We start from the raw sequence: 22840 nt of genomic DNA, 5'->3' as shown, positions 1-22840 counted from the left end.
CGGCACCCTGGCGTCGGCCGCGACCGGCTCGACCAGAGGAGCGTCGAGCTCGGCGACGTGCCAGGCCGCCGACGGTCCCTCGCCGCGTACGTCCAAGAACTGGGTAGCGAGCGAGACCAACCGGGACGCGGCCTCAGCGAGCGGCACGACCGGCCCCCACGAGTCACCGACCCGGAGCTGACCCTCGGCCGCGGAGAGCGCCACCAGCCCGAGGTCACACTCGCGCGAGACCAGGTCGCCGCGACCGTCGTCGAGCACGAAGAGGAACCGACCCGGCAACGCGGCCAGCCGCGGCGAGGCGCACAGCAGCCGGTCCAGCGACGCCGCGACGCCGCGCAGGTCGACCCGCCCTCCGGCGAGCCCGCTCTGCGGGGAGACCATCACGTTGCGTACGAGCTCGTGGGTCTGCGCCGGCACCAGACCCGTCGCCTTCAGCGCAGAGAGCACCTCGCCCGGCAGGCTGCTTCCAGACTGGCCGCCGTCGACGCTCGGCAGGCCGCGCACCTGCAGGTTGGCGCGGCCGGTGAGGTGGATCCGCCCGTCGCCGTAGGTCTCCGCCACGGAGATCAGCGAGAGCAGCGCGGCGGAGGAGACGGACCCGCCGATCAGGCGCAGCCGCACCAGCAGGCCGTCCTCCGCCGCCCACGGACGACCGACTCCGGGGCACCGGTCGGTTCGGACTCGCGACATCAGGACACCTGCTCTGCGTCATGTGCCCTTGCGCGGGGCACGTGGTGACCTGGCGGCGGGTGCCGCCAGAGCCAGCAGGTCTTCGGACTCGGAATCGATCGGAGCGGAGCGCCTTCCCGGAGCCAGGCTCCAGTGACTGCCCTCCCCGGAAGGAGTGCGTGCCCCGCCCGTCATCCTCACCGCTGCGCGTCAGTCCCGGACTTTCACCGGGTTCCCTGACCCCATCAGGCATGGAGTACGACTGGCAGGGCGAGACTACCCACTTGCGGACACGGCACCGAATTGCTCGCCCTCCGGCCGCGGTTGTGCCAGGGTTCGCCTACTCGGAACCTCCCGACGCCACCCCCACAGATGGAGTCTCCCGTGACCGGCTCGGTTCATCGGCAGCTGCTCGTTCTCGCGCCGGTCTCGGCGCTCGCACTCAGCCTGACGGCCTGTGCCTCGACCTCGGAGTCGAAGGTCTCGATCGGTCTGGTGGTGCCGACCTCCGGCGTCCACAAGTCGATCGGCACAGACATGGCCCGGGGCTTCGACCTCTACCTCGACCAGCACGGCGGGAAGCTCGGCGGCCGGCTGATCGACGTCGTCGAGGCCGACGAGGGCGACCGGACCGAGATCGGCGTCGCCGCGGTGACCAGGCTGATCCAGGACGACGAGGTCCAGGCGGTCGTCGGGGTGGTGAGCTCGGAGACGGCGCTGGCGGCCAAGGACGTCGCGAAGAACAGCGAGACGCCGCTGATCGTGACCGGCGCCGGCGCCGACGGGTTCGCCGACGGCTCCGACTACCTGTGGCGTACGTCCTCGACCAACGCGGGTCTGGGCAGCGCGCTCGGGAAGGCGGTCGCCCAGGGGACCGACCGGGGCTCGGCGTACGTCATCGGCTCCGACGACGCGGCCGGTCACGAGTTCTCCGACAGCTTCATGATCTCCCTCGAGGCGTCCGGCAGCAACGTGGCGGGTCAGAGCTACACCCCGGCGGGCGTGACCGAGGAGTGGTCGGGGCTCTTCGAGAAGGTGGAGGAGTCCGGCGCGGACGCGATCTTCGCCGCCTATGCCGGGAAGGAGGCGGAGGCGTTCGTGAAGCAGTACCGCGAGTCCGGGCTGGCCAGGAGCACCCGGCTCTACGGCCCGGGGTTCCTCACCGAGGGCGACGTGCTGTCCGCGCTGGGCGGCGCGGCATCCGGTGTGCGGACCGCGCTGCACTACAGCGACACGATGGACTCGCTGATGAACGACGCCTTCGTGAAGGACTACCGCAAGGCGTACGACGCCACCCCGACGGTCTACTCGGTGCAGGCCTACGACGCCGCGGCCGCGCTCGACAAGGCGCTCGGCCTCTCCGACGACGTCGACCGCAACGAGATCGCCGACTCCCTCGGGTCGGTCGGCACCATCGTCAGCCCCCGCGGGAACTGGTCCTTCGACCCGAACCACAACCCCGACCAGCCCTACTTCCTGCGGGTGGTCAGGGGCACTGCCGACGGCCCCCGCAACATGGTCCTGCAGGAGATCACCTCAACGGGCAGCTGACTCCGACCGCAGCTCGGCCCGGGTCGCGGCCAGCTCCTCACGTACGGCGGTGAGATCCTCGCGCAACGAGGTGAGGATGGCCATCATCTCGGCGTCGGACTCCTCCTCGTGCTCGGCGAGGGACTCGACGCTCTCCATGCCGGAGACGACCACGGCGAGGAAGAGGTTGAGGACCGCGAAGGTCATCACCAGGATGAAGACCACGAAGAAGATCCAGGCGGAGGGGTCCTCGGCCATCACCTCGCGGGCGATGTCGGGCCACGCCTCCCCGGTCATGGTCTGGAACAGCGTGAACGCACTGGTGCCGAGGTCGCCGAAGTACTCCGGCGCGATCGAGCCGTAGAGGTTGGTCGAGATGACCACCGCGACGTACATCATCAGCACCAGCAGCGCCGCGACCGAGCCCATCCCCGGCATCGCCGCGATCAGGCCGTCGACGACCCGGCGCATGGACGGGACCGAGTTGACCAGGCGCAGCACGCGCAGGATCCGCAGCGCCCGCAGCACCGACATCGGGCCGGTCGCCGGCACCAGCGCGATCGCGACGATCACGGTGTCGAAGATGTTCCACGGGTCGAGGAAGAACCTGGGACCGTACGCCACCAGCCGCAGCACCAGCTCGATGACGAAGACCCCGAGGAGCACGCTGTCGAGCAGCGCCAGCTCGTGGGCGAGATGTTCGGGGACCATCGTCTCCACGCCGAGGACCACCGCGTTGAGGATGATCACCCCGATGATGACCTTCTGGAAGGTGTCGTCGTCGACCAGCGCACGCACCCGGGCGCGCGCTGTCGTGATGCTCGAACCCATGTTCGCTTCGTCCTCCTGTGACCCGTGACAGCGGGCCGGAGCCTATCGGGCCGAGGTCTCAGGCTGTCGCGAGGTGCACGGCCAGGCCGAGGCCGGCGAGACCGACCAGCCAGCGCAGCGGCCGCTCGGGGGCGACCCGGACGATCGCCGGCCCCAGGAAGCCGCCGATCACGGCACCTGCTCCGAGCGCGATCGCGGCCGGCCAGTCCACGGGGGCGAAGAAGACGTACGCGATCGCGGCGGTGCCGTTGGCCACGCCGGTGGCGACGTTCTTGACCGCGTTGGTGATGGCGAGGGCCTCGGTGCGCTCGAGCACGAGCACGGCCAGCGCGATGATCCCGACGCCGGCACCGAAGTAGCCGCCGTAGATGCCGAGCACGAACACGATGACGCCCCAGCCGAACCCGCGGGCCAAGGTACGTCGCTCCTCGGCGCCTGCCGGGGAGTCCTGCCGTGGTGGCCGCGCGGCTGCGCGCGCCGCTGCCCAGGCCCGGATCCGGTCGCGGAGCAGCAGGAGCACCGCCCCGGCGCCGACGAGCCAGGGCACCACCGTCTCGAACGCCTCGGCCGGCGTGGTGAGCAGCAGGGCAGCGCCGACCGCCCCGCCGAGGAAGGAGGCCAGGGCCAGCCAGGCGATCCTCCTGCCCTGGCCGCGCAGCTCGCGCCGCGACCCCGCGACGGTGCCGCCGGTGACGCCGAACATGGCCACCGTGTTGGTGACGTTGGCGACGACCGGCGGCAGCCCCGCGGCCAGCAGGGAGGGGTAGCTGACCAGCGAGGCCAGACCGGCCACCGAGCCGGTCAGACCCGCGCCGACCCCGGCGAGCAGGAGCCAGGCGAGCTCGGCGCTCACCGGGCCGACACTCGCGCTGCCTCCGCGCTCACCGGACCAGGCACGGGCGCTTGGGGTCGAAGGTCCACCCCGGCACCAGGTACTGCATGGCGACGCCGTCGTCACGTACGCCGAGCCCGTGCTCGAGGTAGAGCTCGTGCGCGGCCGCGACCCGCTCGCGGTCGAGCCGGATCCCGAGCCCTGGAGCGGTCGGAACCTGCACCGCACCGTCACGGATCTCCAGCGGCGACTCGGTCAGGCCCTGGCCGTCCTGCCAGATCCAGTGGGTGTCCAGCGCGGTGATCTCCCCCGGTGCGGCGGCGCCGACCTGGGTGAACATGGCCAGCGAGACGTCGAAGTGGTTGTTGGAGTGGGAGCCCCAGGTCAGCCCGAAGTCGTGGCACATCTGGGCGACGCGGACCGAGCCGGACATGGTCCAGAAGTGCGGGTCGGCCAGCGGGATGTCGACGGCGTTGGTGCGGATCGCGTGGGACATCTGGCGCCAGTCGGTGGCGATCATGTTGGTCGCGGTACGCAGCCCGGTGGCACGCTTGAACTCGGCCATGATCTCGCGCCCCGAGTAGCCGCCCTCGGCGCCGCAGGGGTCCTCGGCGTACGCGAGCACGTCGTCCTTGCCCTGGAGCAGCCGGACGGCGTCGGCGAGCAGCCAGCCGCCGTTGGGGTCGAGGGTGATCCGGGCGTCGGGGAACCGCTCATGGAGGGCGGTCACCGCGGCGACCTCCTCCTCACCGGCGAGGACGCCGCCCTTGAGCTTGAAGTCGGCGAAGCCGTAGCGGGCCTGGGCGGCCTCGGCGAGACGTACGACCGCCTCGGGGGTCAGCGCGACCTCCCTGCGGACGCGGTCCCACTCGTCGGTGGCATCCGGCTCGCGCAGGTAGGGCAGGTCGGTCTTGTCGGGGTCGCCGACGTAGAAGAGGTAGCCGAGCATCGGCACCGAGTCGCGCTGCTGCCCGTCGCCGAGCAGCTCGGCGACCGGAACACCCTGCGCCTGACCTGCGAGATCGAGGAGGGCGGACTCCAGCGCGGTGACGGCGTGGACGGTCGTACGCAGGTCGAAGGTCTGGGCCCCGCGACCGCCCGCGTCGCGGTCGGCGAAGCGCTCCGCGACCTGGCGCAGCAGGGTGCGGTAGCGGGTGACCGGCTGCCCGACGAGCAGCTCGGCGGCCTCCTCGATGGTGCGGCGGATCGGCTCGCCGCCCGGGACCTCGCCGACACCCTCGCGGCCCTCGGAGTCGGTGAGGATCGCGATGTTGCGGGTGAAGAACGGCGCGTGCGCGCCGCTGAGGTTGAGCAGCATCGAGTCGTGGCCCGCTACGGGGACGACCTCGACCTTGGCGATAGTCGTGATGGCGGTCATGGCAGCTGCAGCTCGCCGTCGATCCGGCGGGCGAGGTGCCACGGGTTGTCGTCGCGTACGGCCTCCGGGAGGAGGGCGGCAGGTACGTCCTGGTAGGCGACCGGGCGCTGGAAGCGCTCGATCGCGAGGCTGCCGACCGAGGTGGTGCGGGAGTCGGAGGTGGCCGGGAACGGGCCGCCGTGGACCATCGCGTGGCCCACCTCGACGCCCGTGGGCCAGCCGTTGAAGAGGATGCGGCCGGCCTTGACCTCGAGGGCGGAGACGACCTGCACGGCCGCCTCGTTGTCGGAGTCGGTGGCGTGGACGGTCGCGGTGAGCTGGCCCTCGAGAGAGGCCAGGCTGGGCAGCAGTTCCTCGACCGAGTCGAAGCGGACCACGACGCCGGATGCGCCGAAGACCTCGTCGGTCACGCCGGCCAGGCGGGCGGCCTCGACGATCTGGGGCGCGGGGGCGTCGGTCTCCCCGGCGGTGCCCTCGCCGACGACGGTGACACCGTCGGTGGCGCGGAGCTTCTCGGTGCCCGCCTCGTAGGCCTTGGCGATCCCGGTCGTGAGCATGGTCGCGCCGACGGCCTCGGCCGTGGCGCGGCCGGCAGCGGCCAGGAAGGCGTCACCCGCGTCGCTCTTCGGGAGGAAGAGCAGGCCGGGGTTGGTGCAGAACTGGCCGGAGCCGAGGGTCAGCGAGCCGACGTACGCCGTGGCGAGCGCGTCGACGTCACCCTCGAGCGCGCCGGGGAGGACGACGACCGGGTTGATCGAGGACATCTCGGCGTAGACCGGGATCGGCTCGGGCCGGGCCGCCGCGGCCGCGGCGATCGCCAGCCCGCCGCCGCGGGAGCCGGTGAAGCCGACGGCCTTGATCCGCGGGTCGACGACCAGGGCCTGGCCGAGCTCGATGCCGCCCTTGAAGTCGGTGTCGAGGAGGAAGGAGAAGGTGCCGGCGTGCAGGCCCGCCTTCTCGACCGCGCGGGTGATGGCCTGCGCGACCAGGTAGCCGGTGAGCGGGTGCGCCGGGTGGCCCTTGACCACCACGGGGCAGCCCGCGGCCAGCGCCGAGGCGGTGTCGCCGCCGGCGGTGGAGAAGGCGAGCGGGAAGTTGCTGGCCCCGAAGACCGCCACCGGACCCAGCGCGATCTGGCGCTGACGGATGTCGGCCCGCGGGAGCGGGGTCCGGTCCGGGAGCGCCGGGTCGATGCGTACGCCCAGGTGGTCGCCGCGTCGCACGACACCGGCGAACATCCGGAGCTGGCCGGTGGTGCGGCCGACCTCGCCGCTGATCCGGCCCTCGGGCAGGTGCGACTCGGCGACGGCCGCCTCGACGATCTCGGCGCGGGCCCCCTCGATCTCGGCGGCGACGGCTTCGAGGAAGTCCGCCCGGGCTTCGGGGGAGGTGGCGCGGTAGCCGGCGAAGGCCTCTGCCGCAGCACTGGTGGCTGCGGTGACGTCAGCCTGCTCGGAGTCGGCTCCGGCGATGATCGAGCGGTAGCTCATGTTCCCTTCCTATCGGGTCGGTCTCGTGGGGCAGGTCGGGTCAGGAGATCTTGGCGATCAGGTCACGCAGCTCGGCGACCTCGTCCTCGCGCAGGTCCGTCAGCGGCGGGCGTACCGGACCGGCGGGTCGGCCGATCGCGGCCAGGCCGGCCTTGACGATCGACACGGCGTAGCCGGCGGTACGGTCACGGATGTCGAGGTAGGGGATCACGAACTCGTTGAGACGACGGTAGACCTCGTCGCGGTCCTGGGCACGAACGGCATCGTAGAACTCGATCGCCCACTTCGGCGCGAAGTTGAACAGCGCCGAGGAGTAGGTGCTCACGCCGAGCTGGAGCAGCGGCAGCGCGAAGGTCTCCGCCGTCGGCAGGCCGCCGATGTAGATGAGCCGGTCACCGACCCGGGCGTAGGTGCGGGTCATCTGCTCGATGTTGCCGATGCCGTCCTTGAAGCCGATCAGAGTGGGGTTGCGCTCGGCCAGCTGTGCCACGGCCTCGTCACGCAGCACCGCGTTGGCGCGGCTGTAGACGATGACCCCGAGGCCGGTGGCCTCGCAGACCCGGCTCGCGTGCTCGACCAGACCGGCCTGACCCGCCTCGGTGAGGTACGGCGGCATCAGCAGGATCCCGTCGGCACCCGCGGCCTCGGCCGCCTTCGCCTGCGCCACCGCGTTGGCGGTGCTGCCCGTCGCCGGCGCCAGCACCGGCACGGCCCCCGCGACCTCGTCGACAGCGGCCCGTACGACTTGGTCGGTCTCCTCCGGGTTCAGCGAGAAGCCCTCGCCCGTGCCGCCCGCGGCGAAGAGACCCGCGACGGGGAACTCGGCCTGCCAGCTCAGGTGCTTGCGGTAGCCCGCCTCGTCGAACTCGAGGTCCTCGTTGAAATGGGTGACCGGGAACGAGAGGAGCCCGCTCTTGAGCTGGGCGGCCAGGTCGGTCGGGCTGTACTCGGTCACGAGTCACGTCCTTCAGGTGGTGGGTTGCGGAGGGGGAAGGTGGTGACCATCACGTTATGAACGTTCGATGATGCTTGTCCAAGCCCGAATTTGAATCTAGTGATGCTTTGGGGGCATCACATTGGGAGGTTCTTCTTTGCTGGTGTGGGCCGCCGACCCTTGCTTGGAGGGTGTTCTCGATCTGGTCCGGCGTCAAGGACGCCCTTCGGGCGCCGGCTTCGCCGGCCGCCTTCGGCGGTCCTGGACTCCGGACCAGATCGAGAAAAGATTTGGCTGGCTATCGGGGCGGCGGCCCGAGTGTGGCGCAGCGGAATCCTGCTTCGGGAGGGGTGAGGTTGATGGGTGTGAGGGTGGCCCTTCGGGCCACTTATCATCCACAGAAGCGACGTCGTTCGCTCGCCGCGAAAACTGGGTCTGATTAGGGAAAATAGATGGTCGGACCGGCGCAAAAAGCGTAGAATCAGACCCATCACAGCACACCTCTGAAGGAGAGGGCAGCGATGAGTCTCGGCCGCGACATCGACCCCTGGGGCACCAACCCCGGTGATGCGATCGAGGCTGCCTTGGCCGCCATCGAGACCGCCCTCGAAGAACTCCTCGCCTCCGACCCTGTCTATTGGCGCACCGGGCAGAAGAAGGACCTGCTGGAGCGGTTGGAGAAGCTCCAAGCCCAACAGGCCGCCCTGAAGCTGCGGGTGCTCGCCACGGCCGGCGATATCGCCGAGGAGACGGGTGCGAAGGACGCCTCCGGGTGGATGCGGACCGAGCTCCTCGTGGACAAGGCAGTCGCCCGCTCGCAGGTGAAGCTCGCGGCCGCGGTGACCAAGTACGACCTCGTGGCCTACGGCCTGGCCGAGGGTGTGGTGTCCCAGGACAAGGCCCGGGTGATCACCCAGGCCCTCGACGCCATCGAGAACGACCCGGCCGCCAGCGTCGAGGACCTGATCCTCGCCGAGAAGCTGCTGGTCGACTATGCGACTCGGTTGACGGCGAACGAGTTGAAGATCGTCGGCAAACGGATCCTCGCGGAGATCGACCCGGAGCGATTCGAGGCCGCCGAGGCCAAAGCACTCCAGCGGGAAGAGGAGCACGCCCAACGGCGCACCTTCTTCCAGTCACGCGACAACGGCGACGGCACCATCGACATCCACGCCCGGGTCTCGCGTGCGGTCGGGCTGCGGCTCCGCACCCTGCTGGACTCCCTGGCCCAGCCCCGGAAGCTCTCGGCCGAGGACAAAGGCCGCAAAGCACCCTACGACCGGCTCCTGGGCCAAGCCTTCGCTCGGGTGGTCGAGACCTACGACGTCGACCAGTTGCCCCGGCATGGTGGCCACGCGACGACGGTGTTCGTCACCATGAGCGTGGAGGATCTCCGCAAGGACCTCGGCACCGCCGCCCTGGGCTTCGACGGGGAGAAGATCACCGCCGCGGAGGCCCGCCGGATGGCGTGCAACGCGGACCTGGTCCCGGTGGTGTTGGGCACCGACTCCGAGATCCTCGACTTAGGTCGTACCGCCCGGTTGGCGTATCCGGTCCAACACCGAGCACTCCGGCTCAGAGACAAGTGTTGTCAGGCCGAAGACTGCGACGCACCAGCAGCCTGGACCGAGGCCCATCACCTGAAGCCGTGGTCCGCAGGCGGCCTCACGAATCTGGCGAACATGGTCTTGCTATGCGCAAGCGACCATCGCCGGATCCACGACCCCAACTACGGATATGAGCGACTACCGGACGGCCGGATCCGGTTCACTCGGCGCGCCCTGACTGGCTGCTGATCCGGGGCGGCCTGCGCTGCCGTGCGTGTCTTCGTCTGAGCCCATGCTGTGCTCGCTGATCTGAGTTCTCGCGCAGTGTCGTGTCTTGCCGCCGCTGCGATGCGGCGGCCAGGTCCGGGGTCTTCGCGGAGTGTGCGGGCCTGGTCTGGCCCGCTGCATCTGGCAGTCCTGCCGGGCGGTGTACTCGTCGACAGCTCATGACCCTGCCCGTCCGCCCACGCGAGCCGCCGGCTACCGGCGTCGTCGACGCCCATATCCCTGGCCCGCTTGTGAAGCTTTCACAAGATGTCATCGTCTTGTAAAAGCACCAGGAGACCTTCCTCCTCGAGGACGCGCCGGCCCCAGCTCCCAAGCCCGTACGCAGCCAAAGGACCCCGCGCCACACCCCGCCGCCGACCCGATAGCCAGCCAAAATTCTCGACGGATCCCGGTGTCAAGGATCGCCGCAGGCGACCGGCGAAGCCGGCGGCCGCAGGCCGTCCTTGACTCCGGGAGCCGTCGAGAACACCATCCGTAACGGGTCGGCGGCCAGTCCCCTAGCGATTCATCTCGATGATCGCGTCGAGAACCCGCCGTACGACCGGACTGACAGACCCTCGAGCCCAGATGGCGTGAAGCTCAACGGGCCGCTCCGGGTCCTTGTCGAGACGGGTGTCGCCGCCGCCGTGCTCGATCGGACGGAAGACGACGCCTTCGACCTGCAGCGAGCTGGCCGAGACCGGGACGAAGCCGACACCACGCTCGGCGGAGACCAGGAGCATGGCGGTGAGGACCTGGTGCACGCGCTGCTCGATGCGGGGGTGGGCGTTGGCCAGGAAGCGTACGGAGAGCTCGTGGAAGTAGCGGGACTGCTGCGGGTGGTAGCCGATGACGGGCTGGCCCTCGAAGTCCTCAGGGGTCAGCGGTCGGTCGATCTCGGCCAGGGGGTGGCCCTGCGGGAGCACCGCCATCAGCGGCTCCCGGGAGATGACCCTCGAGGAGAGCAGCTCGGTGTCGAAGGGCGGGCGGGCCAGGCCGATGTCGATCTCGCCGTGGCGGATGCCGTCGACCTGCGCCAGGGTGACCCGCTCGGAGAGCCGCACCTCGACATCCGGGAGCTCGACGGTGAGGCGGCGCAGCAGAGGCCCCAGGATCGAGATCGCCGAGACCGCGGTGAAGCCGAGCCGGACGACGCCGGCCGCACCCGCATCCACCCGACGGGCCAGGTCGCCGGCGCTCTCGACCAGGTTGAGCATCCGGTACGCCTCGTCGAGGAACGCCGCTCCCGCACCGGTGAGAGCGACCCGGCGATTGTCCCGCTCGAGCAGCTGCGCACCGACGGCCTTCTCCAGCTTCTGGATCTGTCGCGACAGCGGCGGCTGCGTCATCCGAAGCCGCTCGGCGGCCCGGCCGAAGTGAAGCTCCTCGGCGACCGCCACGAAAGAGCGCACCTGGTCGAGCGTGATCATCAGGCCAGAGTAGACCACGATGCACCAGGTGGAACACTCTATGCCGAAACGGGCTTGGACCGGTATCGCTAAGACTCTTAGTGTCGGTGGTCACACGACGTCGGGCCATCCCCTGCCACGAACCAGCCCGGCCACCAGGACCTAGGAGCAACGATGCGTACGACCACCCACCTTCTCGCCGCGACCGCCGGCGTCGCGGCCCTGGCCCTCTCCGCCTGCGGAGTCTCCAACACCACCGGCGGCAGCGGGGACGGCGAGGAGTATCCCGCCGGCAACGTCGAGATGTACGTCGGTGCCTCGGCCGGCGGCTCCAGCGACCTGATCAGCCGGGCGGTCTCCAAGGGCCTCTCCGACGAGCTCGGTGCTTCCTTCCCCGTGATCAACCAGGAGGGCGCCAACGGCGCGCTCGCCGCCAACAAGGTCGCCAAGGCCGAGGCCGACGGCCAGACCATCGCGATCCAGAACGCCTCCCTGTTCGCCATCACGCCGCTGGCGGTCAGCGCGGACGAGGCCACCGACCTCGGCGACTTCGACGTCGTCCAGGGTGTCTCCCGCGACGACTACGTCATGGTCACCGGCCCGAAGAGCGGCTTCAAGACGCTCGACGACATCAAGGCCGCGAAGAAGAAGGTCACCTACGGCACCACCGGCGTCGGCACGGGCGCGCAGCTCTCCTGCGGCCTGACGTACGGCTCGGCCGGCGTCGACGCCGAGGCCGTTCCGTTCGACGGCGGCGCCCCGGCCCTGACCGCGGTGCTCGGCAACCAGGTCGACACCGCCTGCATCCAGGTCGGCGAGGCGATCGAGAACATCGAGTCCGGCAAGCTGACCCCGCTGAGCGTCTTCGGTCCCGAGCGGGTCGACTACCTGCCGGACGTCCCGACCGCCAAGGAGCAGGGCCTCGACGTCGAGGTCGCGCAGTACCGCTTCATGACCGTCCCGAAGGGCACCCCGGACAACGTCAAGGACGCCATCGCCGAGGCGATGCAGGCGACGTTCAAGACCGAGGAGTACCAGGCCTTCAACAAGCAGAACAGCCTCACCCCGATGGAGATCTCCGGCGACGAGGTCGTGACCCAGCTCGAGGCGGACAAGAAGCGGTTCGCCGATCTGGTCGAGCAGTACGGTCTCAACCTCGGCGCGAGCTGACTCCCGCCCCACACGACGAAGGCATGACGATGAGCGACGAACGTACCCCATCTCCCGACCAGGACATCCTGGCCGAGATCCAGGCCGAGGTGGCCCATGAGCTGGAGGAGGAACGACCTCCGGCCGGCGGACCGGTCTACCAGGTGGTGGGTGCGCTCGTCGCTCTCGTCGTCGGCATCGGCGGCGCGGTCCTCGCCTACGGCTACGGCCTGGGCTCCCTGCGCCAGCCCGGACCCGGCCTGTGGCCGTTCGTGGTCAGCATCGCCATCACCCTGATGGCCGTGGCGCTGCTCGTCGTCGGCCGCGGGCTGACCGACAGCGAGAAGTTCACCCGCTCCAGCGTGCTGCCCGCGGTCGGCCTCCTGACCTTCATCGTACTGGCGCTGCTGATGCCCGTGATCGGCTTCGAGATCCCCTCCCTGCTGCTGTGCGTCGTCTGGCTGAGGTTCCTCGGCGGCGAGTCCTGGCGCAGCACGATCATCACCGCAGGTGTCACGGTCGCCGCGTTCTACTTCCTGTTCCTCTACGGGCTGCGCATCCCGCTGCCCCACCTGTTCTGAGCGGAGCCCCCAGTGGACGTCAACGCATTCCTCGACGGCTTCGGGCTCGTCACCGAACCGCAGAACCTGCTCTACTGCCTGATCGGCGTGCTCATCGGCATGCTGATCGGCGTACTCCCCGGCCTCGGGCCGGCGGCCACGATCGCCATCCTGCTGCCGATCACCTACAGCATCGACCCGGTCTCGGCGATCATCATGCTGGCGGGCATCTACTACGGCGCCCAGTACGGAGGCACGATCACCTCGGTGCTGCTCCGGCTCCCGGGTGAGGCCTCATCGGTCGTCACCGTCTTCGACGGCTTCGCCCTCGCCAAGCAGGGCAAGGCCGGCACCGCTCTCGGCATTGCGGCGATCGGCTCCTTCGTCGGCGCGACCGTCTCCATCCTGGGCCTGACCCTGGTGGCGCCGCTGATCGCCGGCTGGGCGCTCAACTTCGGTGACCCGGAGTACGCAGCCCTGGCCCTGCTCGGTGTCCTGCTCGTCGCCACCATCGGCAACGGCAACAAGCTCAAGGCCATGATCGCCGCCGCGTTCGGCCTCCTGCTGGCCACGATCGGCCGGGACAGCTTCAGCGGCGCCGAGCGCTTCACCTTCGGCAGCCTGCAGCTGACCGAGGGCATCGACTTCGTGGTCGTCGCGATGGGTCTCTTCGGCGTCGGCGAGATCCTCTACAACCTCGAGGAGCGGCACGGCAAGCCCCACGTACCCGCCGCCGTGGCCAACATCTGGCCCTCCCGCAAGGACCTCAAGCAGTCCTCGGGCGCGATCGGCCGCGGCTCGGTGATCGGCTTCGTCCTGGGTGTGCTGCCCGGTGGCGGCGCGGTGATGTCCTCCCTGGCGGCGTACGCCACTGAGAAGCGGATCTCGAAGCACCCCGAGCGCTTCGGGCGCGGTGCCATCGAGGGCGTCGCGGCTCCCGAGACCGCCAACAACGCCGCCGCGACCTCCTCGTTCATCCCCCTGCTGACCCTCGGCATCCCGGCCAACGCGTCGATGGCGATGCTCTTCGGTGCCCTGCTCATCCTCGGCATCTCGCCCGGTCCGCAGCTGGTCGAGGAGCGCCCCGACCTGTTCTGGGGCGTCATCAACTCGATGTACATCGGCAACCTGATCCTGCTCGTCCTGAGCATCCCGCTGGTCGGCATCTTCGTACGCATCCTGCGGGTGCGGCCGGCGATCCTGGCCCCGATCACCGCGCTGATCACGATCCTGGGCGTCTACACGATCAACAACTCCACCTTCGACATCTTCGTGATGATCGTCTTCGGCCTGATCGGCTACCTGATGAAGAAGGTGGGCTTCGAGCCCGGACCGATGGTGCTCGCCTTCGTCCTGGGCTCGATCGTGGAGGACGGGGTACGCCGCTCGATGCTGATCTTCGACGGTGACCCGACCGGGTTCTTCACCCGCCCGATCTCGGGCACCATCCTGGCCGCCTTCGTGCTGGTCGCCCTCTGGCCCGCCGCCAAGGCGATGCTGGGCCGGCGCAAGGCCGCCACCGTCGCCGAGGCCCCGGCCGAGCGCGACAACGTCGACACCCCGACCCGCTGAGAGAGGCACACCATGACCATCCTGATCGGCTACGTACCCACACCGGTAGGTGAGGCCGCCCTCGAGGCCGGCCTGGCCGAGGCGGCAGCCCGCGGCGACGACGTCGTCATCGTCAACAGCCCGCGCCGGGGCGCGACCGTGGACACCGACCTCGTCGACGAGGCCGCGGCCGCGAAGCTCGTCGCCCGTGCCGCCGAGGCCGGGGTGAGCGCTCGCGTCGACCACACCACGCACGGCGCCGACGTCGTGGAGACGTTCGACGGTCTGGTCGCCTCGACCGGCGCCCGGCTGATCGTGATCGGGCTGCGCCGCCGCTCGCCGGTCGGCAAGGCGCTGCTGGGCAGCGACGCCCAGCGCATCCTGCTCGACGCCGGTGTGCCGGTCCTCGCCGTGAAGCCGACCGCATGAGCGGGACGAGCCGGATCTCGAAGGTCGTCGTCACGCCGGTCGCGTTCGCCGACCCGCCGCTGCTCAACGTGGTCGGCGTCCACCAGCCGTGGGCCCTGCGCGCGATCGTCGAGCTGCACACCGACACCGGCCTGGTCGGCCTCGGGGAGACGTACGCCGACGAGACCCACCTCGCCCGCCTCGACGCCGTCGCCGCCGCCCTGCCCGGACGGGACCCCTACGACACCCACGGCCTGCGCCGGCTCGTCGTCGACGTACTCGGCAAGGAGACCGGCGGCGCGGGTGCCTCCTTCGGCGGCATGCTCGACGTCTCCTCCGCGGTCGACACCGTCTACTCCCCCTTCGAGGTCGCCTGCCTCGACCTGGTCGCCCGCGAGGCAGGCCGTCCGGTAAGCGACCTGCTCGGCGGCGCGGTGCGCGACCGGGTGCCGTTCAGCGGCTACATGTTCTACAAGTGGGCCGGCCACCCCGGCCAGCCGGACGACGCGTGGGGCGAGGCACTGAACCCCGAGCAGATCGTCGCGCAGGCCAAGCGCCTGGTCGACGGCTGGGGCTTCGGCTCGCTCAAGCTGAAGGGCGGGGTCTTCCACCCCGACGAGGAGTGCGCCGCGATCGAGGCGCTCCGCGACGCCTTCCCCGACCTCCCGCTGCGGTTGGACCCCAACGGCGCCTGGACGCCGGAGACCTCGGTCAAGGTCGCCGAGCGGCTGGCCGGCGTCGTGGAGTATCTCGAGGACCCCACCCCCGGGATCGAGGGGATGGCGCAGGTCTCGGCCCGCACCGACGTACCTCTGGCCACCAACATGTGCGTGATCGCCTTCGAGCACCTCAAGCCGGCGATCGCGGCCGATGCGGTCCAGATCGTGCTCTCCGACCATCACCTGTGGGGCGGGCTGCGCCAGTCGGCGCTGCTGGGCGGCATCACCGACACCTTCGGGATGGGCCTGTCGATGCACAGCAACTCCCACCTCGGCGTCTCCTTGGCCGCGATGGTCCACCTGGCCGCCGCGACCCCGAACCTGACGTACGCCTGCGACACCCACTACCCGTGGAAGACCCAGGACGTCGTACGCCCCGGGGTGCTCGACTTCAGCGACGGCGCGATCGCGGTGCCGACAGGTCCGGGCCTCGGCGTGGAGCTCGACCGCGATCTCCTCGGCGAGCTGCACGAGCAGTACCTCAGCTGCGGTGTGCGTCGCCGCGAGGACACCGTCTACATGCGTACCTTCGAGCCGGACTTCACACCGAACACCTCACGCTGGTGACCGATCAGGCGATACCCATGAGGTATCGCCTGATGCGATAAGTGCCTTGGACACGAATCGCGCATCCTGACAGTCTCCTGTGACCGGGGCCACACTCGGCTCCGCCCCACACCCCTGGCTGGCAGGAGCAGACACCGGTGACTGAGACCGACTCGGGCAGGACCGGCACCGTCCCGGTCGTCGCCTACGCCTACCCCTGGGACGTGATCGGCAATCCTGCGTTCGCCGATCGCGCCCGGGCCCTCGGGGTCACGAAGGTCGCCCTCGCCGCGGCCTACCACACCACCCGGGCCGCGACCCCGCTCCACCCCGAGCACCGGATCGTCGAGGCCCGCAGCGCGGCGCTCTACCGCCCGGTGCGCCCCGAGGCCTGGGCCGGCGCGCGACTCGTGCCGCCCGCGGCGACCTGGGTCGCCGCGGGCGACCCGTTCGGCGAGGCCGCAGCGATCCTCGCCGCGGCCGGGATCGAGGTCGCCGCCTGGATCGTGCTGACCCACTCCACGATCCTGGGCGAGGCCAACCCGGACCTAGCGGTCCTCAACTGTTGGGGCGAGCCCTACCCCTACGCCCTGTGCGCCCGCCACGAGGACGTCCGCCGCTACGCGGAGACCCTGGCCGCCGAGGCCGTCCGCGACACCCCGGTCTCCGCGGCGATCCTGGAGGCCTGCGGCCACCTCGGGTTCGGTCATGGCGGACACCACGAGAAGACCGACGGCGCCTACGACGAGGCCACCCAGGAGCTGCTCTCGATCTGCTGCTGCCGGGCCTGCCGCGAGGACTGGACCGCCCGCGGGCTCGACCCGGAGGCCACCGTCGCCGCCCTGCGTGAGGCGACCGGCGCGGCACCGTCCGGAGCCACCGTGGACCCGACCGCGTTGGATGCGATCCTCGCCTCCCGTCACGCCGCCGCCGACGAGCTCCGCCACCGGGTGATCGCGGCCGTCCGCGAGGCCGCCCCCGAAATCACCGAGATCGGCCTGCACGCCCAGCCCGACCCCTGGGCCACCGGCGCCAGCCCGGGCCTGACCCCGACCACGGCCGACGACGTCGACCTGGTCGTCTCCTTCTGCTGGCCGACCACCGCGGCCTCGGTGGAGACCGGGCGCCGGCTCATCGAGGCGGTCTCGGGCAAGGCAGCGGCCGCCGCGTACGTCACGGTTCTCCCGCCGACCACCGAGGACACCTTCGGTGTCCATGTGCGGGCGCTGGTCGACGCCGGGATCGACCAGATCCACCTCTACCACCTCGGCTTGGCGGGCGCGGACAGGCAGCACCTGCTCGCCGAGGCGACCCAGGTCCCCACCACCGCCGCGACGAGGACGGAATGAGATGAGCACAACCTTCAAGCGCGCCTGGCGCGCGGTCGACACGGTCTTCGAGGCCTTCTGCATCCTGTGCCTGGTCGCCACGCTGCTCATCGTGCTGTGGCAGGTGTTCAGCCGTGAGCTGCTGAGCAACTCCCCCAGCTGGAGCGAGGAGACGGCCCGCATCCTGCTGGTCTGGATCGGCTTCCTCGGTGCCGCGATCGGCTTCCGCGAGGGCGCCCACATCGCGGTCACCTTCGTGGTGGACAAGTTCCCGGTGACGCTCCGGTCGGTGATCGACCGGTTCGTCCAGGTGCTGCTGCTGGGGTTCGGGCTCTTCCTGATCGTCCAGGGAACCCAGTTCGTCATCGACGCCCAGACGGCGACCCTGCCCGGCACCGGGCTCCCCCGCAGCGTCCTCTACCTGATGATGCCGGTCGCCGGAGCCATGACCATCCTCTACACCGTCCTCCAGGTCTTCGGCATCAGTACCCAGCGGTACGCCGAGCCTGACGATGCAGCCGAGATCGGCTGAGCCGCCGCAAGCCGAAGGACTCCCCATGCCTATCGATCCACTTGCCATCGCCATCTTGCTGGGTGGCTTCGCCGTCCTCGTCCTGCTCCGCGTCCCGGTCGCCCTGGCTCTCGCGCTGGCCGCCATCTTCGAGGCGCTCTACATCGGCCTTCCGCTGACCACCGTCGGCCAGCGGATGGTCGCCGGTCTCGACACCTTCGCCCTGCTGGCCATCCCGTTCTTCATCCTCGGTGGCGAGATCATGGGCACGGGCGGCATCTCGCGCCGCCTGATCGCCCTGGCCGGGCTGCTCGTCGGCTGGGTCCGCGGCGGCCTCGGGATGGTCAACATCGGCGCAAGCACCTTCTTCGGTGCCCTGTCCGGCTCCTCGGTCGCAGACGTCTCCGCGATCGGGTCGGTGACGATCCCGATGATGAAGAAGCGCGGCTACGACACCGACTACGCGGTCGCCGTCACCGTCTCCGGCGCCACCCAGGCGGTCATGATCCCGCCGAGCCACAACCTGATCATCTACTCGATGGCCGCGGGCGGCGTCTCGATCGGCGCCCTGTTCACCGCGGGCGTGATCCCGGGGCTCCTGCTCGGTGCGTCGCTGATGGTGATGGCCTACATCGTGGCGGTCAAGCGCGGCTACCCGAAGGAGGAGCTGGTCCCGCTCGAGGACGTACCGAAGATCGTCGCCGAGGGACTGCTCAGCCTGCTGATGCCGGTGATCATCCTGGGCGGCATCCTCAGCGGCATCTTCACCGCGACCGAGTCGGCGGCGATCGCCTGCCTGTACGCCTTCATCCTGACCTTCTTCGTCTACCGGGACCTGCCGCTCAAGGCGATGATCCCGATCCTGCAGAGCAGCCTGCGCACCCTCGGCGTGGTCCTGTTCATCATCGCGGCGGCGGGTGCCTTCGGCTACTTCCTGGCCTTCCTGCAGGTGCCGGCGCTGGCCACCGACGCTCTCCTCGGCATCTCCGACAACATCGTCGTGGTGCTGCTGCTGATCAACCTGCTGCTGCTCGTGCTCGGCGCGATCATGGACATGGCCCCGCTCATCGTGATCATGACGCCGATCCTGCTGCCGGTCGCCACGGGGCTCGGCATGGACCCGGTCCAGTTCGGGATCATGCTCGTCTTCAACCTCGCCATCGGCCTGATCACCCCGCCGGTCGGCAACGTCCTCTTCGTCGGCTGCGCCATCGGACGTACGTCCATCGAGAAGGTCATGAAGATGGTCGGTCTCTTCATCATCCCGATGCTCATCGTCCTGCTGCTGATCACGTACGTCCCATTCTTCTCGCTCGCACTCCCCGATGCGCTGGGCCAATAGGTCGGGCCACGTAGCTCCCCCTCTGGAAAGGAACCAACCGTGAACACCTCAACCCCCACGCCGGTTGCCCGGCGCTCCCTCTTCAAGGCAGGCGCCTTCGGTGCCGCAGCGGTCGCCGGCGGCCTGGCCCTCAGTGCGTGTGGCGGCGGGTCCCTCCGCGGCAGCGGCGGAGGCGATGGCTCGAAGACCTTCAAGCTGGCCGAGACCCACCCCGACGACTACCCGACCACGCTGGGCGACAAGAAGTTCGCCGAGCTGGCCGAGAAGTACAGCGAGGGCCGGATCAAGATCCAGGTCTACCCCAACGCCCAGCTCGGCGAGGAGTCCGACGCCATCGAGCAGGTGCAGATGGGCTCGATCGAGATGACCCGGATCAGCTCGGCGCCGATGGGCGAGTTCGTGCCCGCGATGGGGCTGTTCAGCCTGCCGTACCTCTTCGACGACGCCGACCACCTGTGGCGGTTCCTGGAGAGCGAGAGCGGCAAGAAGCTGCTCGGCGAGGCCGATGGCGCCGGCTTCAAGGGCCTGGGCTACTTCGACCCGGGCGCCCGCAGCTTCTACACCTCCCAGAAGGCGATCAAGGCCCCGGGCGACGTCAAGGGGCTCAAGATCCGGGTCCAGGAGTCGCAGGTGCAGATCGACTTCGTCAAGGCTCTCGGCGGCTCCCCCACCCCGATGGACTACGGCGAGGTCTACAGCTCGCTGCAGAGCGGGCTGCTCGACGGCGCCGAGAACAACGAGCCGTCCTACTACTCCGCGTCCCACTACGAGGTCGCGAAGAACTACACCCTGGACCGGCACATGCGCGTCGCCGAGGTGCTCCTCATCAACAAGGACACCTGGGACGGGCTCGAGGCCAAGGACCAGGAGGCGCTGCAGAAGGCCGCCGACGAGGCCGCCCCGTTCCAGCGTGAGAAGTGGGACGCCCAGGTCGAGGCCGACCTGGAGAAGCTGCGCGGCGAGGGCGTCACGATCAACGAGATCAGCGACCTGGCTCCCTGGCGCGAGGCGACCCGGTCCGTCATCGACAAGCACGGCTCGGACCTGGGCGAGTACATCGCCGCCGTCGAGGAGCTGCGGACCGCATGAGCGATGTCGTCCTGATCACCGGGGCCGACGGCGTCGTCGGGAGGCTGATGCGCGCCCGCCTGGCTCGCGAGGGCCGGTTGCTTCGCCTCCTCGACGTCGTACGTCCCGAGGACCCCGCCGAGGGCGAGGCCGTCGAGGTCATCGAGGCGTCGGTGACCGACGAGGCGGCGATGCGCGCCGCCTGCGAGGGCGTCGCGGCGATCATCCATCTGGGCGGCATCAGCGTCGAGGGGCCGTGGGCCGACATCCTCTCGGCGAACATCGACGGCACCCGGGTGGTCATGGAGGCCGCCCGGGACGCCGGGGTGGCGCGCGTGGTGCTCGCCTCGAGCAACCACGCCGCCGGCTTCTACGATCTCGACGACGTACCCGACGTGGGACTTGCCGCCGACGCCTTCCCGCGACCGGACACCTACTACGGGGTCAGCAAGGTCGCGATGGAGGCGCTCGGCAGCCTCTTCCACGACCGATACGGCATCGACGTGACCGCGCTGCGGATCGGCTCGTGCTTCGAGAAGCCCTGGGACCGCCGCTCGCTGTGGACGTGGATGTCACCCGACGACGGCGCCCGGCTCCTCGAGGCGTGCCTGGCCACTCCCGAGCCCGGCTTCCGGGTGGTGTGGGGCATCTCCCGCAACACCCGGCGCTGGTGGTCGCTGGAGGCCGGTGAGGCGATCGGCTACCACCCGCAGGACGACTCCGAGATCTTCGCCGCCGAGCTGCTCGGCGAGGCGATCGACGACGGCCCGCAGGGCCCCGAGGAGCGCCTGGCCGGAGGGAAGTTCTGCTTCACCCCGCTGGGTGAGCACCAACAGAAATAGACCCCATGGGGAACGGGTGGTCCGGCTGTCGCCGGGCCACCCGTTCTCCTTTTCCCAGGGGTCAGGAGGCAGTGTCGGTCGGGGCGGTGGCTCCGGACGTGGTCACTGCCGCAGACGCCGGCGGGTGCTGCCCAGGTGCACCCGCATCGCGGCCCGGGCGGTGTCGGCGTCACCGGCGAGGATCGCGGCCGCGACGTTGTCGTGCTCGCGCTGCACCCGCTCGACGTGGAGCGCATCGCTGGGCGAGTAGGCGTCGCCGAGCCGGGTGCGGGGCAGCATGATCATCATCGGGCCCAGCGAGTCCATCAGGTCGAGGTAGAAGCGGTTGCCGGTCGCGGCCGCGACGGCGCGATGGAAGGCGAAGTCGGCCTCCACGGCGCCGTCGGGATCCGCCGCAGCCAGCGCCGCGAGCGCCTTCTCGATGGCGCGCGATCCCTGCTCGTCGAGGTGGGCGGCGGCCAGGGCCGCCGCCTCACACTCCACGCCGAGCCGGAAGTCGACCATGTCGAGCACGTCGTGCTGGGTGCGGATCGCGGAGGACTCCAGCGCGAACGGCGAGGGCGCCGGCACTGCCAGGACGAAGGAGCCGCGCCCCTGGAACGTCTCGACCAGACCCTCTGCACGCAGGCGGGTGACCGCCTCCCGCGCCACCGTCCGTGACACCCCGTAGGCCGCGACCAGGTCGGACTCCGAGGGCAGCTTCGCGCCCGGAGCGAGGTCCCCGGCCAGGATCTGGTCCTTGACTCCGGAGACCACGCGGTCGGCGAGCCCAGCGCTGATGGTCATGCCTTGAACTTAGCCGTCTCCACGGTGAGCTTGCGCATCTGGTCGCTGAGCGTGAAGCCGAGTCCCGGGCGGTCCGGCACCCACATCTGGCCGTCGTGGATGTCGATGCGCTCCTCGAAGAGCGGGTTGAGCCACTCGAAGTGCTCGACCCACGGCTCGGTCGGGTAGGCCGCGGCCAGGTGCAGGTGGATCTCCATCGCGTAGTGCGGCGCGAGCGCCAGGCCGGCGTGGGCCGCGAGGGTGGCGAACTTCAGGAACGGCGTGATCCCGCCGATGCGCGGCGCGTCGGGCTGCACGATGCCGCGGTAGCCGGCGTCGATCAGCGCCATGTGCTCGGGCACCGAGGTCAGCATCTCGCCGGTCGCGATCGGGGTGTCGAACGTACGCGACAGGTCGGCATGGCCGACGGCGTCCCAGGCGTCGAGCGGCTCCTCGATCCAGATCAGGTCGAACTGCTCGAGCTCGCGGCACATCCGGCGGGCGCGGGCGCGGTCCCACTGCTGGTTGGCGTCGACCATGAACGGGGTGTCGCCGAGGTGCTCGCGCAGGGCGGCGACACGGCGCAGGTCCTCGGCCCAGTCGGGCTGGCCGACCTTGATCTTGATGCCGCCGATCCCGGCCTCGAGCGACGCGGTGGCCTTCTCCTTGATCTCCTCGACGCTGGCCTGGAGGAAGCCGCCGGAGGTGTTGTAGACGCGGCAGGAGTCGCGGTGGGCGCCGAGGAGCTTGGCCAGCGGAAGGCCGGCACGACGGGCCTTGAGGTCGTAGAGCGCCACGTCGAGAGCGGCCACGGCCTGGGTCGCCACGCCGCTGCGGCCGACGGAGGCACCGGCCCACATCAGCGACTCGTAGATCTTGGCGATGTCGGAGGGGTCCTGGCCGATGGCAACCTCGGCGATCTCCTTGAGGTGGGCGTACTGCGCCGGGCCACCGGCGCGCTTGGAGTAGCTGAAGCCCATGCCCTCGAAGCCCTGCTCGGTCGTCACCTCGACGAAGAGCAGCACGGTCTCGGTGAGCGGCTTCTGCCGCCCGGTGAGCACCTTGGCGTCGCTGACCGGGTTCTCGAGCGGGAGTACGACGTGGGAGAGGGTCAGTGACGTGATGCGGTCGGCGGCCATGGCGGGATGCTCCTCGATGGGCTAA

The 22840-nt window shown here is 70.1% G+C and carries 20 protein-coding genes, 1 pseudogene and 1 riboswitch; of the genes and pseudogenes, 12 read left to right on the top strand and 9 right to left on the bottom strand.

Translation table 11 applies throughout. The features are described from left to right. Positions 1-501 precede the first annotated feature (501 nt). Positions 502-690, bottom strand: a pseudogene (locus tag BLT25_RS30480) (nitrite reductase); the annotation flags it as partial. A 55-nt stretch (positions 691-745) separates the two neighbouring features. Then, a riboswitch (cobalamin riboswitch) is annotated at positions 746-951 on the bottom strand. Positions 952-1053: 102 nt separating this feature from the next. On the opposite strand from BLT25_RS30480, the gene BLT25_RS17015 reads away from it, so the two are divergent. After that, on the top strand, positions 1054-2220 hold the full coding sequence (locus BLT25_RS17015; protein WP_176883993.1) for an ABC transporter substrate-binding protein: 1167 nt from the start codon (positions 1054-1056) through the stop codon (positions 2218-2220). On the opposite strand, the gene BLT25_RS17010 is transcribed toward BLT25_RS17015, so the two are convergent. The 5 genes from BLT25_RS17010 to kdgD are packed head-to-tail and all read right to left on the bottom strand — an operon-like array spanning position 2206 to position 7685. Beyond that, positions 2206-3030: an ion transporter gene (locus BLT25_RS17010; RefSeq protein ID WP_091048266.1), complete on the bottom strand. Its 825-nt coding sequence runs from the start codon at positions 3028-3030 to the stop codon at positions 2206-2208. The two genes, BLT25_RS17015 and BLT25_RS17010, sit on opposite strands and share 15 nt — an antisense overlap. 58 nt (positions 3031-3088) lie before the next feature. Beyond that, a complete protein-coding gene (locus BLT25_RS17005) occupies positions 3089-3883 on the bottom strand; it encodes a sulfite exporter TauE/SafE family protein (RefSeq protein WP_091048264.1) in 795 nt (264 codons plus the stop codon). Positions 3884-3911: 28 nt separating this feature from the next. Next, positions 3912-5240 carry an enolase C-terminal domain-like protein gene (locus tag BLT25_RS17000; protein ID WP_091048261.1) on the bottom strand — a complete coding sequence of 443 codons (1329 nt, stop codon included), beginning with the start codon at positions 5238-5240 and terminating at the stop codon, positions 3912-3914. Next, a complete protein-coding gene (locus tag BLT25_RS16995) occupies positions 5237-6730 on the bottom strand; it encodes an aldehyde dehydrogenase (NADP(+)) (protein ID WP_091048259.1) in 1494 nt (497 codons plus the stop codon). Before BLT25_RS16995 ends, BLT25_RS17000 begins: the two co-directional genes overlap by 4 nt. Before the next feature lie 40 nt (positions 6731-6770). After that, entirely contained in the window at positions 6771-7685 is a 915-nt protein-coding gene (kdgD, locus tag BLT25_RS16990; protein ID WP_091048256.1) for a 5-dehydro-4-deoxyglucarate dehydratase, read from the bottom strand. A gap of 500 nt (positions 7686-8185) precedes the next feature. Here kdgD and BLT25_RS16985 point away from each other — a divergent pair, with 500 nt between their 5' ends. After that, entirely contained in the window at positions 8186-9460 is a 1275-nt protein-coding gene (locus BLT25_RS16985; protein ID WP_091048254.1) for an HNH endonuclease signature motif containing protein, read from the top strand. Between the two features lie 536 nt (positions 9461-9996). Here the strand turns inward: BLT25_RS16985 and BLT25_RS16980 are convergent. Next, positions 9997-10908 (bottom strand): LysR family transcriptional regulator, encoded by a 912-nt coding sequence (locus BLT25_RS16980; RefSeq protein ID WP_091048846.1) that lies wholly within the window; start codon positions 10906-10908, stop codon positions 9997-9999. 153 nt (positions 10909-11061) lie between these two features. Here BLT25_RS16980 and BLT25_RS16975 point away from each other — a divergent pair, with 153 nt between their 5' ends. The 10 genes from BLT25_RS16975 to BLT25_RS16930 all read left to right on the top strand — a co-directional run bounded on the left by BLT25_RS16975 (position 11062) and on the right by BLT25_RS16930 (position 20911). Further along, a complete protein-coding gene (locus tag BLT25_RS16975) occupies positions 11062-12057 on the top strand; it encodes a tripartite tricarboxylate transporter substrate binding protein (protein WP_091048252.1) in 996 nt (331 codons plus the stop codon). Between the two features lie 29 nt (positions 12058-12086). Then, positions 12087-12617: a tripartite tricarboxylate transporter TctB family protein gene (locus BLT25_RS16970; protein WP_256328635.1), complete on the top strand. Its 531-nt coding sequence runs from the start codon at positions 12087-12089 to the stop codon at positions 12615-12617. 12 nt (positions 12618-12629) lie between these two features. Continuing rightward, positions 12630-14168: a tripartite tricarboxylate transporter permease gene (locus tag BLT25_RS16965; RefSeq protein WP_091048247.1), complete on the top strand. Its 1539-nt coding sequence runs from the start codon at positions 12630-12632 to the stop codon at positions 14166-14168. 12 nt (positions 14169-14180) lie between these two features. Next, positions 14181-14576, top strand: coding sequence for a universal stress protein (locus BLT25_RS16960; protein ID WP_091048245.1), 396 nt, complete (start codon positions 14181-14183; stop codon positions 14574-14576). Beyond that, the gene (locus BLT25_RS16955; RefSeq protein WP_091048242.1) at positions 14573-15841 is read left to right on the top strand and encodes a glucarate dehydratase family protein; all 1269 of its coding nucleotides are present in this window, start codon (positions 14573-14575) and stop codon (positions 15839-15841) included. Before BLT25_RS16960 ends, BLT25_RS16955 begins: the two co-directional genes overlap by 4 nt. 137 nt (positions 15842-15978) lie before the next feature. Further along, a complete protein-coding gene (locus tag BLT25_RS16950; protein ID WP_091048240.1) occupies positions 15979-17169 on the top strand; it encodes a hypothetical protein in 1191 nt (396 codons plus the stop codon). A 1-nt stretch (position 17170) separates the two neighbouring features. Beyond that, a complete protein-coding gene (locus tag BLT25_RS16945) occupies positions 17171-17680 on the top strand; it encodes a TRAP transporter small permease (protein ID WP_091048237.1) in 510 nt (169 codons plus the stop codon). A 25-nt stretch (positions 17681-17705) separates the two neighbouring features. Next, complete coding sequence (locus BLT25_RS16940; protein ID WP_091048234.1) at positions 17706-19001, top strand: TRAP transporter large permease; 1296 nt, start codon at positions 17706-17708, stop codon at positions 18999-19001. Between the two features lie 39 nt (positions 19002-19040). Beyond that, the gene (locus BLT25_RS16935) at positions 19041-20090 is read left to right on the top strand and encodes a TRAP transporter substrate-binding protein (protein WP_091048233.1); all 1050 of its coding nucleotides are present in this window, start codon (positions 19041-19043) and stop codon (positions 20088-20090) included. Next, positions 20087-20911 carry an NAD-dependent epimerase/dehydratase family protein gene (locus BLT25_RS16930; RefSeq protein ID WP_091048230.1) on the top strand — a complete coding sequence of 275 codons (825 nt, stop codon included), beginning with the start codon at positions 20087-20089 and terminating at the stop codon, positions 20909-20911. Before BLT25_RS16935 ends, BLT25_RS16930 begins: the two co-directional genes overlap by 4 nt. A gap of 102 nt (positions 20912-21013) precedes the next feature. Here the strand turns inward: BLT25_RS16930 and BLT25_RS16925 are convergent, their stop codons facing one another. Both BLT25_RS16925 and BLT25_RS16920 read right to left on the bottom strand, forming a co-directional pair. After that, complete coding sequence (locus tag BLT25_RS16925; RefSeq protein WP_218131387.1) at positions 21014-21697, bottom strand: FadR/GntR family transcriptional regulator; 684 nt, start codon at positions 21695-21697, stop codon at positions 21014-21016. Then, on the bottom strand, positions 21694-22815 hold the full coding sequence (locus BLT25_RS16920) for an L-talarate/galactarate dehydratase (RefSeq protein ID WP_091048228.1): 1122 nt from the start codon (positions 22813-22815) through the stop codon (positions 21694-21696). The genes BLT25_RS16925 and BLT25_RS16920 overlap by 4 nt, the downstream gene beginning before the upstream one ends. Positions 22816-22840: the final 25 nt, after the last annotated feature.

Origin of the sequence: Nocardioides sp. YR527 (assembly GCF_900101045.1) — a bacterium.
Classification (GTDB): domain Bacteria; phylum Actinomycetota; class Actinomycetes; order Propionibacteriales; family Nocardioidaceae; genus Nocardioides.
The sequence above is the reverse complement of the archived record's forward strand: the minus strand, read 5'-3'. Positions and strand labels throughout refer to the sequence as shown.

What these genes read in the sequence shown, in the direction of transcription:
- BLT25_RS17010 (WP_091048266.1), bottom strand. Translation starts at nt 3,030, where the DNA reads ATGGGTTCGAGCATCACGACAGCGCGCGCCCGGGTGCGTGCGCTGGTC.
- BLT25_RS17000 (WP_091048261.1), bottom strand. Translation starts at nt 5,240, where the DNA reads ATGACCGCCATCACGACTATCGCCAAGGTCGAGGTCGTCCCCGTAGCG.
- BLT25_RS16995 (WP_091048259.1), bottom strand. Translation starts at nt 6,730, where the DNA reads ATGAGCTACCGCTCGATCATCGCCGGAGCCGACTCCGAGCAGGCTGAC.
- BLT25_RS16985 (WP_091048254.1), top strand. Translation starts at nt 8,186, where the DNA reads ATGAGTCTCGGCCGCGACATCGACCCCTGGGGCACCAACCCCGGTGAT.
- BLT25_RS16980 (WP_091048846.1), bottom strand. Translation starts at nt 10,908, where the DNA reads ATGATCACGCTCGACCAGGTGCGCTCTTTCGTGGCGGTCGCCGAGGAG.
- BLT25_RS16975 (WP_091048252.1), top strand. Translation starts at nt 11,062, where the DNA reads ATGCGTACGACCACCCACCTTCTCGCCGCGACCGCCGGCGTCGCGGCC.
- BLT25_RS16970 (WP_256328635.1), top strand. Translation starts at nt 12,087, where the DNA reads ATGAGCGACGAACGTACCCCATCTCCCGACCAGGACATCCTGGCCGAG.
- BLT25_RS16960 (WP_091048245.1), top strand. Translation starts at nt 14,181, where the DNA reads ATGACCATCCTGATCGGCTACGTACCCACACCGGTAGGTGAGGCCGCC.
- BLT25_RS16955 (WP_091048242.1), top strand. Translation starts at nt 14,573, where the DNA reads ATGAGCGGGACGAGCCGGATCTCGAAGGTCGTCGTCACGCCGGTCGCG.
- BLT25_RS16945 (WP_091048237.1), top strand. Translation starts at nt 17,171, where the DNA reads ATGAGCACAACCTTCAAGCGCGCCTGGCGCGCGGTCGACACGGTCTTC.
- BLT25_RS16940 (WP_091048234.1), top strand. Translation starts at nt 17,706, where the DNA reads ATGCCTATCGATCCACTTGCCATCGCCATCTTGCTGGGTGGCTTCGCC.
- BLT25_RS16930 (WP_091048230.1), top strand. Translation starts at nt 20,087, where the DNA reads ATGAGCGATGTCGTCCTGATCACCGGGGCCGACGGCGTCGTCGGGAGG.
- BLT25_RS16925 (WP_218131387.1), bottom strand. Translation starts at nt 21,697, where the DNA reads ATGACCATCAGCGCTGGGCTCGCCGACCGCGTGGTCTCCGGAGTCAAG.
- BLT25_RS16920 (WP_091048228.1), bottom strand. Translation starts at nt 22,815, where the DNA reads ATGGCCGCCGACCGCATCACGTCACTGACCCTCTCCCACGTCGTACTC.